Origin of the sequence: Shewanella olleyana, assembly GCF_023283825.1 — a bacterium.
Taxonomy (GTDB): Bacteria; Pseudomonadota; Gammaproteobacteria; order Enterobacterales; family Shewanellaceae; genus Shewanella; species Shewanella olleyana.
The window spans coordinates 13,501-28,898 of record NZ_JAKILD010000031.1; the positions used below are offsets into that span (position 1 = coordinate 13,501).

The following is a 15,398-nucleotide window of genomic DNA, read 5'->3' on the forward strand; positions in this document are numbered from 1 at the left end:
ACTCATCATTCTATTTCTAGCTATCGAAATGTCATTTGATAATGACTGACTTTAGCGGGTGTTAGCCTGCAGATAGCTCGATTAAGGATTTTATGGTTAGCACTAATGCACTGAGCCCACATAACACCAAAGTGGCTATGCGTGTCTTTTGTTTATCGACTTTGTTAGTGAGTTTTCCTGCAACAAAACTACCTAGAAATACAGACGGCAATAGCATTAAAGACAACCATAAATGTTTCATCTCAACTAAGTCTACGATGATTAAAATCAACATAGCTATCATTGAACTAAATAGAAAGAATATCGATAAAGCTGAGCGAAATTGTGGTGCATCTTTTCCGGCTAATAGAATGGCCAACGGTGGTCCGCCAATGGCTGCTATATTACCAAAAATCCCTGAAAGCACCCCTGCGATGAACAAGGTTAAACGATTAACTGGAGCGGTAATTCTATAAAAACTGAGGATAACGGCACTGGCAACAATAAAAGCAATAGCCAGGCCTAGTATTGATTGCGGCGCAAAGACAAGTAATGCTGCGCCGAGAAAGCCACCGGGGATCCGCCCAATTAACGCATATTGCAGGCCATTAAATTGAAGCGAGGTTCGTTCACGTAGCAAGGTAAGAAAAGCAATGGAAAAGCCACATGCAATGACAGGGACAGGAACGAGTTGAGGGTCAATAATATATAGCAGAGGGCTTGCTACAACGGCTAAGCCGAAGCCAATAAGGCCTTGGGTTAATGCACCGAGAAATATAATCATCGATGCAAGTATCAAGGTTTGCGGATCGATAAATGCCATATACTTCTCTTTGAGTGCTAAGTGACCCTGATATCGCGATTTTACGCAGGTATTGTGTCGACGGTGGACTGTTAAGTGAGTTGCTAAATGAGCAAATTATTCTCGTAAGCCGTTCAAGTAACTATTTTACTCAGCTAAATTGGATAGCCTAAATAGGCTAATCCAGGTTAGGCAACCAAAGTCTTGTAACCTAAATCTTATAACCAATGTCTTATAACTTAAGTCTTATAACTTAAGCCGGGAACCAAAGTATTGAAAGCTTACACCGAAACGTAAGCTAAGAGTCACACAATATTTTGTAGGGGAATCGCCAACACATATTTAGCTTTAAGCTTAGGTTGGCGATAGACTTATTCGTCTAGGTCTTCCCATTCAATACCCATTTGATCCATCAGCGCTTTCGCTTCACTTGGGATACTATCTGGGCCTTCTTTAGATAAATCATCATCATTTGGCAGTGGCTGGCCAGTGTATGCATGTAAAAATGCTTCACACAAAAGTTCGCTGTTGGTTGCATGACGTAAGTTATTAACCTGACGGCGAGTACGTTCATCGGTAAGCACTTTTAATACTTTTAAAGGAATCGATACCGTGATCTTTTTAACTTGTTCATTTTTTTTGCCATGTTCGGCATATGGGCTGATATAGTCGCCATTCCATTCAGTCATTAACTCACCTTTATACGATAGATTCGTGGCAGATTTTAACTGCTTATTTATTACAGTCAAATTATTGCTGCTATTCTATAACGAATACAAATAGATTTCTTTATGTTTAGACGTCTAAACGTCTAATTTGTGTTGACGATCAGATTTAGCTTAGGTACATTTAGCCATCTAGACATCTCTATGTTGTTTTTATTCTAGTGTGTCAATCTTTAGGAGCAAACTATGACCAAACATCGCGCAGCTACACTTGCCGTTCGCCAAGGTATCGAATCCGATACACAATATGGCGCAGTAGTCCCGCCGATTTATCTTTCGACTAATTATTCGTTTGATGGACACACAAACCCAAGAGAGTTCGACTATAGCCGCTCTGGCAACCCGACACGTTGTGTTTTAGGTGAGGCTATTGCCAAGCTGGAAAATGGCGCAACAGGTGTGGTCACTTGTACAGGTATGGCAGCAATCACTTTGGTGACCAGTTTGCTGGGGCCTGAAGACTTAATCGTTGTTCCCCATGACTGTTATGGGGGCAGTTACCGACTGTTCACTAATCTTGCCAACAAAGGCCAATTTAAATTAATCGTTGTTGATCAAACTGACGAGAAAGCACTGGCAGATGCCATTGCACAAAAACCCAAAATGGTTTGGTTAGAAACACCATCAAACCCGTTATTACGAGTGGTAGACATTAAAGCGATTGTGGCTGCAAGTCATGAGGTCGATGCCTTAGTTGTGGTAGATAACACCTTCCTTTCACCTATTTTGCAGCAGCCATTAGAATTGGGCGCTGATATCGTGATGCACTCAACGACTAAATATATTAATGGCCACAGTGATGTGGTTGGTGGTGCCGTTGTCGCTAAAGACCCAGAACTTGGTGAGTTATTGCACTGGTGGTCAAATACCTTGGGCCTAACAGGTTCAGCTTTCGATAGTTACTTAACGTTGCGTGGTATTCGCACCCTTGCGGTACGTATTCGCGAACATCAAGTTAATGCACAGCGTGTGATTGAAGTGCTTCAAGCAAGTAATGTAGTTGAAAAAGTCTATTACCCAGGTTTAAAAGACCACCCAGGTCACGATATTGCAGCCAAACAACAAAAAGGGTTTGGCGCTATGTTAAGTTTTGAGCTTAAAGGCGGTGAGGCTGAAGTGGTTGCATTTTTAGATGCACTGTCGATATTCAGTGTTGCTGAAAGCTTAGGCGGGGTGGAAAGCTTAGTTGCCGTCCCTGCCACAATGACACATAGAGCAATGGTGCCTGAAGCCCGCTACGAAGCTGGCATTAAAGATACATTACTGAGATTATCTGTGGGTATTGAAGACGCAGAAGATTTAGTGACTGATATTCAAGCAGGTTTAGCTGCTGTCGCTGCACTTTAAGCCGATAAATTAGCTTGTTATAAGTTGAGTCAGTAAGATTTTATTGTTGCCGTATTCAGTGAATACGGCAACGCAAAAAAGTGGTTTAAGGAGTTACAAATGACCCGCAGTCATTTACATAAGTTTGGTGGTTCTAGTTTAGCTGATGCTGATTGCTATCGCCGCGTAGCACATATTTTGCTTACTCATGGAAACTGTGATGATTTAGTCGTTGTGTCAGCTGCGGGTAAGAGTACTAACTTTTTATATAAGCTATTATCCCTGCGAGAAGCGGGCGACTTATGGCAAGAAGAGCTTCAAGTTCTTATCAGCTATCAACAAAACCTCATTGAGCAACTGTTATCTAACGAACAAGCCCGTGATTTACGTGAGCGCTTATCTACCGATAAGTCACAGCTCATCAGCTTGTTGTCACTTGAGCAGCGCAATGAGTTTCAATTAAATCATGTCCTGAGTTTTGGTGAGCGTTGGTCAGCAAGATTAATGGCTGCACTTTTACGAGAGTCAGGTGTCGCAGCAGTAAACGTTGATGCTTGTTCAATTCTTGTGGCTGACGAAGGCGTTGTGCCGAATATTCGTATCGAAGAATCTCGCCAAAAAGTACAGAAGTTGCTTGAAGCCCATCCTGATGAACGATTGGTCATAACAGGCTTTATTTGTGCCAATCAACACAATGAAACCTTATTACTTGGCCGAAATGGTTCTGATTACAGTGCAACCTTAATTGCCAGCTTAGCGGATATTGAGCGGGTCACAATTTGGACTGATGTTGAAGGTGTGTTTAACGCAGACCCGAATAAAATTAGCGATGCTAAATTACTGGATAGTATGTCGCTTGCTGAAGCCGATCGTCTTGCGCATTTAGGTTCGCCAGTACTGCATAGCCGTACTTTACAGCCACTGTTTGACACTAATGTTAGTTTAGCTGTGCGTTCAAGTTATGCCTCGCATACCGACTTTACTCTGATTGCTCCGCAAAGCTCTTCTGCGAGTGCTCCAGTGGTCACAAACTTAAATGAAGTGGTGTTGTTTCGTATAAAGCAGCAGTCTCAAACTCAAGATTTAATTGAGCTATTGGCTCAAGAGGGCATCGCCCCATTAGCCTATTGGACTTCAGCACATCATAAAGTGGAATTAGCTTTTACCGTTGAAAGCCAAAAGCAAGTTCAAAACTTACTAGAACTACATAGTGATGCCTTGGCAATTAGTGATATTCGCGTTAGTAACGAATTGGGGTTAGTCGCCCTAGTGAGTGCCGACGCTGAGCACTACCGCCGAAGCTTTGCACGTTTATTAAGTCGCGATGCTAAACCCTTATATCAAGATGGATTGAGTTTGGTGACCTTGGTGCCAAAAGCACAAGTTAACTTATTGACTCAAAAGGTTCACCGCCGCTGCGCAGGGCCGCGCATGCGAATTGGTGTGTTACTTTTAGGTGTTGGTAATATTGGTGAAGCATGGATCGATTTATTCCAGCGTTCATCTGCAGCATTGAATCGTGAACTTGAAGCGACAGTGCAGTTAGTTGGTTTACTCAGTTCCAAAGAAGCACTTATTTGTTCGCAGGGGATTGATATTAATAACTGGCAAGACAGCTTTGATACCACTGCAAAAGCTTGGGACTATCCAAGTTTGTTTGAACAGCTAGAGCAGGTTGACTGTGATGAATTAGTGGCACTAGATATTAGTGCGAGTGCGAGTCTAACCCTGCAATATCCTGAATTATTTTCTCGCGGCATTCATATGGTGAGTGCTAATAAACTCGCGGGATCTGGCCCGCTGCCGTTTTATCGTGAGTTAAAGCAGCAGCTCAGTAACCGTCGTTTATTTTGGCGTTATAATGCCAGTTGTGGTGCAGGACTGCCGATTCAGCATGCGTTAAATGATCTGCGTAATAGTGGTGATGCCATTGAAGCTGTTGGTGGCATTTTTTCAGGCACCTTATGTTGGTTGTTTGAGCATTATGATGGTCAAAAGTCGTTTTCAGAGTTAGTCGTTGAAGCCCGCGGTTTGGGGATCACTGAGCCTGATCCTCGTGACGATCTTTCTGGTCGTGACATGCAGCGAAAGTTATTGATCCTTGCGCGTGAAATTGGCTTTGAGATTGAGCTTGAAGATATTGTTTTAAATTCTTTAGTACCAGAAGCGTTAGCTGATTTATCCCTAGATGATTTCCTTGCTCGTATTGGTGAGTTAGATCAAAGCATGTTGCAGCAATTTACTGCAGCGTCGGAGCAAAACAAAGTACTACGTTATGTTGCGTCGCTCGATAAAGTCGACGGTAAAATGCATGCTGAAGTGGGGATTCAATGGGTTGATTCAAATCATCCATACGCAAACTTAACACCAGGCGATAACGTGTTTGTTATCCGTAGCGCATTTTATCAAGGCAATCCGCTGATTATTCGAGGCCCAGGAGCGGGCAGAGAAGTCACAGCAGCAGCGGTGCAATCTGATTTAGTGCAGATATGTAAAGACTTACTCCAAGAGTAATTCTTGTTGTAGTTTAGTTTACCTGTATTGATTAAAGGCTTATTCCTAAAGGAATAGGCCTTTTTTATGGCTAAAATAATAGTGGGAATTGGATTTAATAAAGCTTATTTTTTTTGTATAAAAAACATTCTGTTGTAGCGTGACGTTTTTGTTTATAGTGGTATTAAGTCGGAGATGGATTTCAACAAGAGGCTGATAAATGAATAAAAATAATCGTTTAAAAGGTGACTATTTAAAAAGTGTCAATACTGCCGCCATTGGAAGTATCTTTTTAAGTAGTGTCTTGAGTTTTAGTGTGATGGCTAATATTCCTGAAGAATCCCCAAAAGAGTTGCTGCAAACAGTACCTGCAACTGCTCAGGTCTGCCTCAGTTGTCATGGTGTGGATGGTGAAGGGCTTGGTATTGCTGGGCCTAGATTAGCAGGCTTGTCGAGTGAATATATTGCTGATCAGGTGAGTCACTTTCAGACAGGAAAGCGCCAGAACCCAACGATGATGGCAATGGCAATGACTGTGCAAGGCGATAACATCAAAGTGGTGTCAGACTTCTTTGCTGCTAAGCCTGTAGCTGACATCAAGCTCCAGTATCGTGGTGATAAAGTGGTGATTACCGATATAGGAGAAAAGTTAGCTTTCCAAGGTGATTGGGATCGAGATATTCCAGCTTGTACAAGCTGTCACGGCCCTTCTGGTATCGGTGCTGGGCAGTTCCCTCGCTTAGCTGGCCAAGAACCTACTTATTTAAAAAATCAGCTTTTAGCATGGCAATCAGGCGCCCGAACAGGTGATGCCGACAATATGATGGGCAGTATTGCTAAAAAACTCACCGCTGCAGAAATTGATGCACTAACTCAATACTTTTCGGCTCAGAAATAAGGACATACTATGAAGCTATATTACTTTTCAGCGGTTGGTGTGTTGCTCAGTATGGGCTTATCAGCAAGCGAGTTACCCGATAGACAAGCGCAACTGCCTTCTGTTGCGAAAGATGCTAACGCACAATATATAATGCCTAGTGATTTATCTACCATTCCCGAGGGTGAGTTTGGCGACAAAGTCAGAAAGGGCTATCAGCTGTTTGTGAATAGTCAGCAAATGCGCGATACCTATGTGGGCAATGAATTAAATTGTGTGAATTGCCATATGAATGCAGGTAATAAAGCCAACGCATCGCCTCTGTGGGGCGCGTATATGGCATACCCTGCCTACCGTAAGAAAAACGATAAAGTGAACAGCTATGAAGAACGTATTCAAGGGTGTTTTACTTACTCAATGAACGGCACGGCTCCTGAGTCTGGTAGTGAGTCTTTAGTGGCTATTTCAGCCTATTCATACTGGCTAGCAATGAGTGGTTTAATGAATCAGTTTAATGTCGCAGGGCCTGTTCCTGAAATGTCAGATACTGACTTACTTAAAGGCGGTAATAGAGAAGACTTTCCGTTACCTAAAGCGATTACCTCAAAGCTTGATCAAAAAGCGCTTACTATGTTGCCAGGTAGAGGTTTTCCTAAGTTGGAAAAGCCTGAATTAGCCTATTCAATAGAGCGAGGAAAGCTTGTATATCTAGCCCATTGTCAGGCATGTCATGGCGAAGGTGGCCAAGGTGTAAAAATGGCTGAAGTGAGTGCTTTACCACCTTTATGGGGGCCACAAACCTACAATTGGGGCGCCGGTATGCATCGAGTGAATACCGCCGCTAATTTCATTTATGAAAATATGCCATTAGGCAAAAGCATTCAGCTTACAGTGCAACAAGCTTGGGATGTCGCGGCATTTGTTAATGCTCATGAGCGTCCTCAAGACCCGAGATATAAAGGGAATGTCGCTGAGACTCAGGCAAAATATCATCAGCATGAAGGTTTTTATGGTAAGCCAAGTGCAGCAGATCCATCAGTGATATTAGGTTCAAAATCTTATCCCATTTTTCCTGCGTCTAAATAAAAATATGGGTAAGGAAACGTGAGCTGGAAAACATAAATAATAAAACGTAAGTATGAAAGCTTACTTCATCGCTTTATTCATTATACTAGTAAAAAGAATCGGTGCTTCGGCACCGATTTTTTGTTTTGTACTGAGCATTTGCTAGCAGAAAACGAAAGAGTTAGCTTTCAAAATTAACATGTGAAAGTTAACCTGTGAAAATTAACTCTAGTCATATTCACGTGAAGTTAGGGCAACAAGGTATTTATAACAGATGACAAAGAAAGAAGTGGTGCAGGTATATCGCCATCTTGAGTCGGAAAAGGCACAAGATGTGGCTGAGCCATTAAGGTGCCCTATATGCCTTAAGGAAAATAAGTGTGCTGTGACAGTGGGCTTATCAATAGAAAGCTGCTGGTGTTTAACTCAATCAGGCAAAGCAAAAATAGATCCTGAGTTATTAGCGGGTTTATCCGGTAAAGCCTGTATTTGCCAAACCTGTTATCAAAAATTAACTGAATAAGCGCTCTTTTTGAATGGTGATGTAGCAACCATTAATCAGTATTGTTGGGGCCGTTTTTTATACTGCCCGAAGGTGCGGCTAAAAACGCTTTATTCTTTGTCGAGCGCATGTTTGTTAGTGATGAGGTGACTAGGCGGCGATATATTCTCTTCGATCAAAATGTTTTTAACTCGAACAAAATTAAACCAGCAAAGATCAGCAAGTCCTAGGTTCTCTAGCGTGCTACCCGTCTAAAAGAAGGTTAATAGATAAATTGTGAAGGCACTACAATATTAGTAGTGCCTTTTTTATTATTTGAACCTAATCAATCTGCTGATTTTATACAGTTAACGGCATAATTTTAGATGATTATCGTGTTGGTGTTTCCAATTTGTGTTTAATGCAGGTAATCTGAATTCTCTTCACATTGCGCTACGCAAATTGAAGCAATAGTTGCAGATTAAAGCTTAAGTAATAACTACAACTATCAATAATGAAAATAACAATAAATACTTAACTCATTATGAGGTTTTCGATGGAACAAGTGACAGCATTTGTAAACACAATTAACGGCATCGTATGGGGCGTTCCCATGTTGGTGATGATTTTAGGAGTGGGATTATTTTTATCCATTGGATTGAAATTAATGCCAATCCTAAAATTAGGCACTGGTTTCAAGCTGTTATGGTCTGGGCGTGATACATCAAATAAAGATGGAAAAGGCGAGATTAGCCCATTTAATGCCTTAATGACTTCTCTTTCAGCAACCATTGGTACAGGTAATATTGCCGGTGTTGCAACGGCTATTTTCTTAGGTGGCCCAGGTGCACTGTTTTGGATGTGGTGCACAGCTTTAGTGGGTATGGCAACTAAGTTTGCAGAAGCGGTTCTGGCGGTTAAATTCCGTGAAAAAGACGGTAATGGTAATCATGTCGGTGGCCCGATGTATTACATTAAAAATGGCCTAGGTAGTAAGTGGGCTTGGTTAGGCACAGCGTTCGCTGTACTTGGCTCACTTGCTGGCTTTGGTATCGGAAATACGGTGCAAACAAACTCGGTTGCAGATGCCATGAGCAGTAACTTTGGGGTGCCAAACTGGGTAACTGGCCTTGTACTTATGGTATTGGTTGGTGCAGTACTGATGGGTGGTATCAAGCGTATTGCTGATGTTGCTGGTAAATTAGTACCATTAATGACCTTATTCTATATCACAGCAGGTTTAGCGGTATTAGTGGTTTATGCCGACCAAGTTCCTGCAGCATTTCAATTAATCATTCACAGTGCGTTTAACCCTGTCGCTGCTCAAGGCGGTTTTGCTGGCGCTGCTGTTTGGGCTGCAATTCGTTTTGGTGTCGCTCGTGGTGTATTTTCAAATGAAGCAGGTTTAGGTAGTGCGCCAATCGCTCATGCTGCTGCGCAAACCAATGAACCAGTAAAACAAGGCTTAATTGCCATGCTTGGTACATTCATTGATACCATTATTGTGTGTTCAATTACGGGTCTGGCGATTATCGTTTCAGGTGCTTGGACATCAGGTGAGACAGGCGCTGCATTAACCTCATTTGCCTTCTCGCACGCATTGCCTATGGGTAACTATATTGTTGCTATCGCGCTAGCGGTATTTGCTTTTACCACCATCTTAGGTTGGAGCTTTTACAGTGAGAAGTGCATGCAGTACTTGTTTGGCGATAAAGTGGTAAAACCGTTTAGATTGGTGTGGACACTAGTCGTACCTATTGGCGCTGTTAGCTCACTTGAATTTATCTGGTTATTGGCAGATACCCTTAATGCCATGATGGCCATTCCAAACTTGATTGCGCTCGCATTATTGAGCCCTGTGGTATTTGCACTAACACGTGAGTACTTTGCGAAGCAGAAAGCGCAAGCACTGAATGGATAACAATATACGCTAAGTTGATTTTTGAAAGGCTCAAGCGATATTTATTAAATAGCATGTTGGAGACAACATGCTATTTTTTTAGCTAAAACAACTCGTCATCTAGATTTCTTCTTAATTCTGCTTGTTCTAGATAATCATCTAAACGTCGCTTAACCTGCCTTTTTCGCTCAATAATTTCTGCTGAACGTTTATTTTTAGGCGTGACCATTGCTTCAATTTCAGTGTCATTGGGAATGGTTTCAGTAATATTGGCCATCATTCTACCCTCTATATCATTCTTGGCTAACCATAGGTGGCTAGCCTTAAAACAAGTGTAAAAACGTAAAGGTAAATCTGCCCTGAGTATCACAGGTTACTTGGTGCCAGCAACGTCAATGTCGAGTTTAAATGGTAAACATGTACTGATAAGGTTATGCGCATGAACACTAAATCAGCCATATAATTTGAATGTAGCAGTTATTTAAATAATTGCTTAATTGTAGAATTGAAAATTTTATTTTTGCCAATAAAAAACGCCACTTTAATCAGTGGCGTTTACATAGTTTAACTAAGATTTCATAACGATAAATCAATAATAAAAATTATTTAAATCTTATAAGTCAAAACCATATGAGTAACCTAAAACAATTTTAGCATCATCTTCATCTAAATCAGTATCAGATGCAGTGAATGAAACGGTACCATAATCAGTATCAGCACTTAGAGATACATTGTATTCTGAGTAGCTGTCAGTATCGAACCAACTCATGATGACATCACCATCAGAGTAGCCGTAATGAACACCAAGAGATAATGTTTCAGTTAACGGGAAAGTTAAGTTAGCTTGAGCGTACATCATGTCTTTTGAATCTAATGGCTCAGCAGCAATATCATCACCGCCATTAACGGTATGAGAGTAAGAAACGTCTAACCACTTCCAAGCTAGTCCAAATGTTAATTCACCAAAGTCAACGCTTCCTGGAGAGTCTGGGTAGGCGTAGTAAAGGTAGTTAACATCGTAGCTTAGGTCTTCAGTAATGTTGCCACCGAAACCCGCATAAATATCAAATTCATAAGTGGTACCATCACCAAAATCGACATTTGAAGCCCAACCACCAATATAGAAACCAGAATCAGCCGCGTAATCAATGCCACCTTGAACAGCTGCACCGTTATCTGTTTGGCTTACACCACGCCAAAGATAGTTTGAAGTCGCACCAATGTTACCCGTTACTTCTGCTAAAGCAGAACCACTGAGTAATAAGCCTGTTGATAGCGCAATAGCTTTATATAACGATTTTTTCATTTTCATTCCCTCAAGTTTTTCTTATTCATTGAGCTCGTTGCTTGATAATCGGGCAGCTAAGTTCAATGTTGATTTTATCTGTATGAAGTATTGCTAATGATGTGCCATGTTTATAAATTTAGCTATATCAGTGTTTTAGATGTTTTTGCACCGACTTGTAGCAAAAATGTTGCATTGATATGATGCGGGCTTGCACTTTTTTTGTGCGCTAAAGCGGCTGTTTTTAGGTTATAAGTGAGAATTTAGGCATAAAAAAACCTCCGAATAGGAGGTTTTATAATTCAAGCTGTTAAATTAGTTAACGCTATCTTTTAGTGTTTTACCAGCTTTGAATTTTGGTACTGTCGCTTCTGCGATTTGAATTTCTTTACCGGTTTGTGGGTTACGGCCAGTACGTGCGGCACGAACTGAGGTTTCAAAAGAACCAAAACCTACGATAGAAATCTTGTCACCATTTTTCATGGCTTCAGTAACAGTTTCTTCAAAAGACTTTAGTGCGCGACCCGCTTCAGCTTTAGTTAACTCAGCATTTTCTGCAATTTTTGCAATTAATTCACTTTTGTTCATGTTGATATTCTCTGCTTTCCATAGATGTGTTTATTTAAAACTAGATTAACATGCCATAAGCCATGGGGCTTTGAAAGCCTTTTATCCGATAAATGTGCCGCTAAAAGGCATTTAGGTGACATTTAAGGCGTAAAATACCCAATTGGGCTTCTTCATTGGTGAAAGTGGCCTGTAAATTCCTTGAATACGCCGCGACAGTCACCTATGCCAATAAAAGCTGTACTCAGTTATTCTTCTAGTAGTTGATACAAGAGCTGTTTAACAAGTTTAGGTTCAAAAGGCTTGTCACATAACGCATTGACCCCTGCACTAGAAACATTGCTTAAGTGGGTATCATTTGCCTCAGAAGAAACCATTAAAATAGGAATATGTGATTGCTGACTTTCATTACGAATGTATTGTGTCAGGGCTAAACCATCAACACTTGGCATATTGTAATCAGTAATGACCAAATCAAACATTTGTTGCTGCATTAATTCAATCGCCTGAGCGCCATCTTCAGCTTCAACAATATTTCTAATGCCAAGATTACCGATAGTGCGTTTAATCACGTTACGCGCCATTCTACTATCGTCAACGACCAAAGTGCGTATGTCTTGCACATCAAAGTGGCTTAAATCTAATTCATCATTACTGATTAAGTCGATGGTGGAATTAAGTGCAGTTGCAAGATGATCGGCATCAAAGGGTTTCGGTAAAATGGCGACCACACCTGATTGTCTAAATATTTCAAGTTGTTCACGGCGACATTCGCTAGACACCAGCATAAATTGAATATCTTTATAAGCGGGTTGTTGCTTTATAAAGCTTAAAAGTTCAATGGCTTCACCATCTTCAAAGTGTAATGCACTGACAATGAGATCAGGCGTATGGCGAGCAATGATCTCTTTCGCTTGTGCAATACTCGAGGCTGTTTGAATGCTATCAACACCTTCTTGATGCAATCTAGCTGTAATGATTTTTCTTTGAACATCAGAGGGTTCTAGCAGTAAAATGGATAATTCACCGGGTGATAAATGGCTCATGCTACTTCTTCTTATTATTTGAATTGAGGCTCACTGAGTCCATTTTAACCTATGCTAGACCATGAATATACTTTTTAAACTCAACTTGTTAACAAGCTTGTTGCAAGTAGTTTTTGGTTTTTTGGCTAAATGCGACCCAGTATTGAAAACCAAGTACCATAACTATAATCATTGCAATTGCTGGAATTGGCAGGTTAATGCCATTGAATTCAACTTTTACATCTTCAGGTGTAATTTGATAAGCGATAATAGCAGTTGTTGTTAAAGCTAGAGCTGCAAGCGTTTGAATGCCTAAGTATATCTTAAACACCATACCCGCCCATTGAGTTCGTTTTACTAAACCAAATAATACTGGAATGACGCCGATAGTGAACAGATCAATACCTTGGATCGAATAAGAACGTAGTAGAGCTAAGATGGACAGTAAAAAATAAAAGGTCATCAGAATGATAAGTCTACGCGGTGGTTTAATGTTTACAGTGCTGAGTTTATTCATGGCGATAAGATACTGGTAATAAGGTTTTAGATTTTATGTGGTGTAGAATAACGCGAGTAGAATCAATTTTGTGAGTTGTTTGCAAAAGAATTTAGGAAAATGAAATGACAGATGCTGAATTTTGGTCACTTGTGACCCGAACTGAACCCCAGCAAACCGAACAGCAATGCCATGATGCATTAAAAGATAAGCTAACTCAGCTTGATGATGACTCCCTAGCAGCCTTTGACAAAATGTTTGGTCAACAAATGCGTCGAAGCTACACTTGGTCTATTTGGGGCGCGGCCTACATTATCACGGGTTGTGACTCTGACTATGCTTTTGCTGAATTCAGAGGCTTTTTATTGTCATTAGGTGAGCAGTGGTATAACAAGGTGATCAATGAGCCTGATTGTTTAGGTGATATTGCCTTGTGGCCGACTAAAGATGGCTCAGCCTATCCGTTTATAGAAGATTATGATTTAGTTGCGGGTCAATTATATGAGGATAGAACCGGCGATGAACTGCCATTTGTCCCCTCTGGACAACATACTCCACTTGGGAAAAAGTTCAGCACAAAGAAGAAAGACTTAAGAAAAAATTACCCTAAATTAAGTGATCGTTTTCCATTCTAGTTGTCATTTCTGCTGGTGAAAGTGAGCTGATTATATTACTTATACATAAGGTCGAACTTCAACTCGCGCATAAAAAATGCAGCCACTGCTTAATCAGTGACTGCATTTTTGTATCAATTTTTGGTTAGCCTTCACAAACCTCTGATTGGCTATCAAATTCCATTCCGCGTTGTTCGCATTTTTTGTCTAAGAATTTATTTTCAGCCGTTTGAAGCTGTTTATTAAAGTCTTGATTGAGTTCGGATTCATATTCTTGCTCAGCTGATGCAATATGCTGGCTCAATAACTGTTGGTGTTCTTTAATAGCTTGTTCACCTTGAGCATCTACATCAAATTGATGAGCAAAACTTGAAGAAGAAGCGACGATGGCCACTAGGAAAGTTGCAGCTAAAGACAGTTTTTTAGTCATACCAGTCGTTGATAAAGTCGCTTGGGTTGTGATCTTGTTCATATTATAACTCCAGTCATACACGTAGGTTAATTTTGCGCTATTTCCTTGAGCGATAATGTCAGTGACGCAATCATTTAGTGATTAAATGGGGCTGTGCGTTTGCTTGGGATGTATATTAGCGAAAGCTTGCTGAATAGAAACTGAACAGGGGTTGATGTTATTTTGACCATTAAGTTTTTGCCTTGCATGTAAATGAGGTGATTTCCTACAGCAAAATTAATCACATTACGTTAAGCTGATATACAGGTTAGGTTTTTATACTAATGGCATTAATTAGGTTTGAGATATTTAAACAGCCAGGAGACGACATATGAAGGTTAAACATCTACTTATTGCAGGCGCATTAATGTGTAATGTCGCAATTGCAGATGAAGAAGTGGTCCCAAATCCAGTGACAGAAGAGGGAGTGGTTAAAGTTGAATGGCAAGAGCCTAAGGAATATCGCGATTTAAAAACTGCGACAGAAGTAAAGTCGCGCTTTCAACAGCGTTTCTTTGACACCATAACCGAAAACTTAAACAAAGAAGCGGGTAAAATCCTCAAGCCAAATCAAAAGCTTGAGATGCAGGTGTCTGATGTTGATTTAGCCGGTGATTTACGCCCAACATTTGGCGCAACAACGGCAAATGAACTTCGAATCGTTAAGGATTTATACCCACCAAGAATGACCTTTACTTACAGTATCACTGAAGGTGATAAGGTGATTATGGCTGGCGATGAAAAATTGGTCGATATGAATTTTATGTATGGCATGAACTCTACTCGTAACCAAAAACCTTTTCAGTATGAGTCTGAAATGTTAAAGAATTGGTTAAAGAAAACGGTTGAGCCAAAGTTATAGTCACTGATTGTTATTATCATTGATTAAATTTCAGATACCCGAAATAACACATCTAAAACGGCTTATTGATTAAGCCGTTTTTTGTTGGTTGTTATTGAATATATAAAAAACATTGAGCCTGTAAATAATTTTTCAGTCTATGGCAGAAAAGTGACAGAAATATGTCGTTAATCGTGAGATCTGTTTTAAAACCAAAGTATTGAAAATTATGTAATATAACTCGATTTACCTAATAACGATGAATCGCTATTGATTAGGGAGCAAGCTGAGTTTATTAAGCTGGTGGAATCATTGATACAGCTTAAAAACAACAGCCAATAAAAAAGCAGCCATTGGCTGCTCAGACTGCTGACAAAGCCCTAGACATTCGTCTAGGGCTTTGATCTAATAGAAGTACAGATAATAACCAAGTTTATCATCATGCTTCGAGAGCCTAGTCCACAACAATAT

At 40.5% G+C, this 15,398-nt stretch carries 16 protein-coding genes; 8 read left to right on the forward strand and 8 right to left on the reverse strand.

Features of this window, described 5'->3' with window-relative positions:
- Nucleotides 1–61 precede the first annotated feature (61 nt).
- Together L2735_RS17680 and metJ are read right to left on the reverse strand one after the other, a co-directional pair.
- Nucleotides 62–802, reverse strand: a complete 741-nt coding sequence (locus L2735_RS17680; RefSeq protein ID WP_248985967.1) for a sulfite exporter TauE/SafE family protein — start codon at nucleotides 800–802, stop codon at nucleotides 62–64.
- A gap of 350 nt (nucleotides 803–1,152) precedes the next feature.
- Nucleotides 1,153–1,470: a met regulon transcriptional regulator MetJ gene (gene metJ, locus L2735_RS17685; RefSeq protein ID WP_153916681.1), complete on the reverse strand. Its 318-nt coding sequence runs from the start codon at nucleotides 1,468–1,470 to the stop codon at nucleotides 1,153–1,155.
- Between the two features lie 222 nt (nucleotides 1,471–1,692).
- Between metJ and metB the strand changes: the two genes are divergently transcribed.
- The 6 genes from metB to L2735_RS17715 all read left to right on the forward strand — a co-directional run bounded on the left by metB (nucleotide 1,693) and on the right by L2735_RS17715 (nucleotide 9,669).
- Nucleotides 1,693–2,853 (forward strand): cystathionine gamma-synthase, encoded by a 1,161-nt coding sequence (gene metB / locus L2735_RS17690; RefSeq protein WP_248985968.1) that lies wholly within the window; start codon nucleotides 1,693–1,695, stop codon nucleotides 2,851–2,853.
- Nucleotides 2,854–2,952: 99 nt separating this feature from the next.
- Complete coding sequence (locus tag L2735_RS17695; protein ID WP_248985969.1) at nucleotides 2,953–5,346, forward strand: bifunctional aspartate kinase/homoserine dehydrogenase II; 2,394 nt, start codon at nucleotides 2,953–2,955, stop codon at nucleotides 5,344–5,346.
- A 199-nt stretch (nucleotides 5,347–5,545) separates the two neighbouring features.
- A complete protein-coding gene (locus L2735_RS17700) occupies nucleotides 5,546–6,223 on the forward strand; it encodes a c-type cytochrome (RefSeq protein ID WP_248985970.1) in 678 nt (225 codons plus the stop codon).
- A gap of 9 nt (nucleotides 6,224–6,232) precedes the next feature.
- Nucleotides 6,233–7,288, forward strand: a complete 1,056-nt coding sequence (locus tag L2735_RS17705) for a c-type cytochrome (protein ID WP_248985971.1) — start codon at nucleotides 6,233–6,235, stop codon at nucleotides 7,286–7,288.
- Between the two features lie 253 nt (nucleotides 7,289–7,541).
- Nucleotides 7,542–7,790, forward strand: coding sequence for a cysteine-rich CWC family protein (locus L2735_RS17710; RefSeq protein ID WP_248985972.1), 249 nt, complete (start codon nucleotides 7,542–7,544; stop codon nucleotides 7,788–7,790).
- Nucleotides 7,791–8,304: 514 nt separating this feature from the next.
- Nucleotides 8,305–9,669, forward strand: coding sequence for an alanine/glycine:cation symporter family protein (locus tag L2735_RS17715; protein ID WP_248985973.1), 1,365 nt, complete (start codon nucleotides 8,305–8,307; stop codon nucleotides 9,667–9,669).
- A gap of 82 nt (nucleotides 9,670–9,751) precedes the next feature.
- Here L2735_RS17715 and L2735_RS17720 read toward each other — a convergent pair whose 3' ends face one another.
- From L2735_RS17720 to L2735_RS17740, 5 genes are all read right to left on the reverse strand, one after another.
- Entirely contained in the window at nucleotides 9,752–9,925 is a 174-nt protein-coding gene (locus L2735_RS17720; RefSeq protein WP_428848331.1) for a hypothetical protein, read from the reverse strand.
- 336 nt (nucleotides 9,926–10,261) lie between these two features.
- The gene (locus tag L2735_RS17725; RefSeq protein WP_248985974.1) at nucleotides 10,262–10,954 is read right to left on the reverse strand and encodes a TorF family putative porin; all 693 of its coding nucleotides are present in this window, start codon (nucleotides 10,952–10,954) and stop codon (nucleotides 10,262–10,264) included.
- 294 nt (nucleotides 10,955–11,248) lie between these two features.
- Complete coding sequence (locus L2735_RS17730; protein WP_144212622.1) at nucleotides 11,249–11,521, reverse strand: HU family DNA-binding protein; 273 nt, start codon at nucleotides 11,519–11,521, stop codon at nucleotides 11,249–11,251.
- A 227-nt stretch (nucleotides 11,522–11,748) separates the two neighbouring features.
- Nucleotides 11,749–12,546 carry a response regulator gene (locus L2735_RS17735; protein WP_248985975.1) on the reverse strand — a complete coding sequence of 266 codons (798 nt, stop codon included), beginning with the start codon at nucleotides 12,544–12,546 and terminating at the stop codon, nucleotides 11,749–11,751.
- A gap of 88 nt (nucleotides 12,547–12,634) precedes the next feature.
- The gene (locus tag L2735_RS17740; protein WP_248985976.1) at nucleotides 12,635–13,042 is read right to left on the reverse strand and encodes a hypothetical protein; all 408 of its coding nucleotides are present in this window, start codon (nucleotides 13,040–13,042) and stop codon (nucleotides 12,635–12,637) included.
- A 104-nt stretch (nucleotides 13,043–13,146) separates the two neighbouring features.
- On the opposite strand from L2735_RS17740, the gene L2735_RS17745 reads away from it, so the two are divergent.
- Nucleotides 13,147–13,656 carry a DUF4240 domain-containing protein gene (locus L2735_RS17745; RefSeq protein WP_248985977.1) on the forward strand — a complete coding sequence of 170 codons (510 nt, stop codon included), beginning with the start codon at nucleotides 13,147–13,149 and terminating at the stop codon, nucleotides 13,654–13,656.
- Between the two features lie 124 nt (nucleotides 13,657–13,780).
- Here L2735_RS17745 and L2735_RS17750 read toward each other — a convergent pair whose 3' ends face one another.
- A complete protein-coding gene (locus L2735_RS17750) occupies nucleotides 13,781–14,107 on the reverse strand; it encodes a hypothetical protein (RefSeq protein ID WP_248985978.1) in 327 nt (108 codons plus the stop codon).
- Between the two features lie 310 nt (nucleotides 14,108–14,417).
- On the opposite strand from L2735_RS17750, the gene L2735_RS17755 reads away from it, so the two are divergent.
- Nucleotides 14,418–14,948, forward strand: coding sequence for a DUF3016 domain-containing protein (locus L2735_RS17755; RefSeq protein ID WP_248985979.1), 531 nt, complete (start codon nucleotides 14,418–14,420; stop codon nucleotides 14,946–14,948).
- Nucleotides 14,949–15,398 lie beyond the last annotated feature (450 nt).

What these genes read in the sequence shown, in the direction of transcription:
- L2735_RS17750 (WP_248985978.1), bottom strand. Translation starts at nt 14,107, where the DNA reads ATGAACAAGATCACAACCCAAGCGACTTTATCAACGACTGGTATGACT.
- metJ (WP_153916681.1), bottom strand. Translation starts at nt 1,470, where the DNA reads ATGACTGAATGGAATGGCGACTATATCAGCCCATATGCCGAACATGGC.
- L2735_RS17740 (WP_248985976.1), bottom strand. Translation starts at nt 13,042, where the DNA reads ATGAATAAACTCAGCACTGTAAACATTAAACCACCGCGTAGACTTATC.
- L2735_RS17725 (WP_248985974.1), bottom strand. Translation starts at nt 10,954, where the DNA reads ATGAAAAAATCGTTATATAAAGCTATTGCGCTATCAACAGGCTTATTA.
- L2735_RS17710 (WP_248985972.1), top strand. Translation starts at nt 7,542, where the DNA reads ATGACAAAGAAAGAAGTGGTGCAGGTATATCGCCATCTTGAGTCGGAA.
- L2735_RS17700 (WP_248985970.1), top strand. Translation starts at nt 5,546, where the DNA reads ATGAATAAAAATAATCGTTTAAAAGGTGACTATTTAAAAAGTGTCAAT.
- L2735_RS17680 (WP_248985967.1), bottom strand. Translation starts at nt 802, where the DNA reads ATGGCATTTATCGATCCGCAAACCTTGATACTTGCATCGATGATTATA.
- L2735_RS17730 (WP_144212622.1), bottom strand. Translation starts at nt 11,521, where the DNA reads ATGAACAAAAGTGAATTAATTGCAAAAATTGCAGAAAATGCTGAGTTA.
- L2735_RS17735 (WP_248985975.1), bottom strand. Translation starts at nt 12,546, where the DNA reads ATGAGCCATTTATCACCCGGTGAATTATCCATTTTACTGCTAGAACCC.
- metB (WP_248985968.1), top strand. Translation starts at nt 1,693, where the DNA reads ATGACCAAACATCGCGCAGCTACACTTGCCGTTCGCCAAGGTATCGAA.
- L2735_RS17720 (WP_428848331.1), bottom strand. Translation starts at nt 9,925, where the DNA reads ATGGCCAATATTACTGAAACCATTCCCAATGACACTGAAATTGAAGCA.
- L2735_RS17695 (WP_248985969.1), top strand. Translation starts at nt 2,953, where the DNA reads ATGACCCGCAGTCATTTACATAAGTTTGGTGGTTCTAGTTTAGCTGAT.
- L2735_RS17755 (WP_248985979.1), top strand. Translation starts at nt 14,418, where the DNA reads ATGAAGGTTAAACATCTACTTATTGCAGGCGCATTAATGTGTAATGTC.
- L2735_RS17745 (WP_248985977.1), top strand. Translation starts at nt 13,147, where the DNA reads ATGACAGATGCTGAATTTTGGTCACTTGTGACCCGAACTGAACCCCAG.
- L2735_RS17705 (WP_248985971.1), top strand. Translation starts at nt 6,233, where the DNA reads ATGAAGCTATATTACTTTTCAGCGGTTGGTGTGTTGCTCAGTATGGGC.
- L2735_RS17715 (WP_248985973.1), top strand. Translation starts at nt 8,305, where the DNA reads ATGGAACAAGTGACAGCATTTGTAAACACAATTAACGGCATCGTATGG.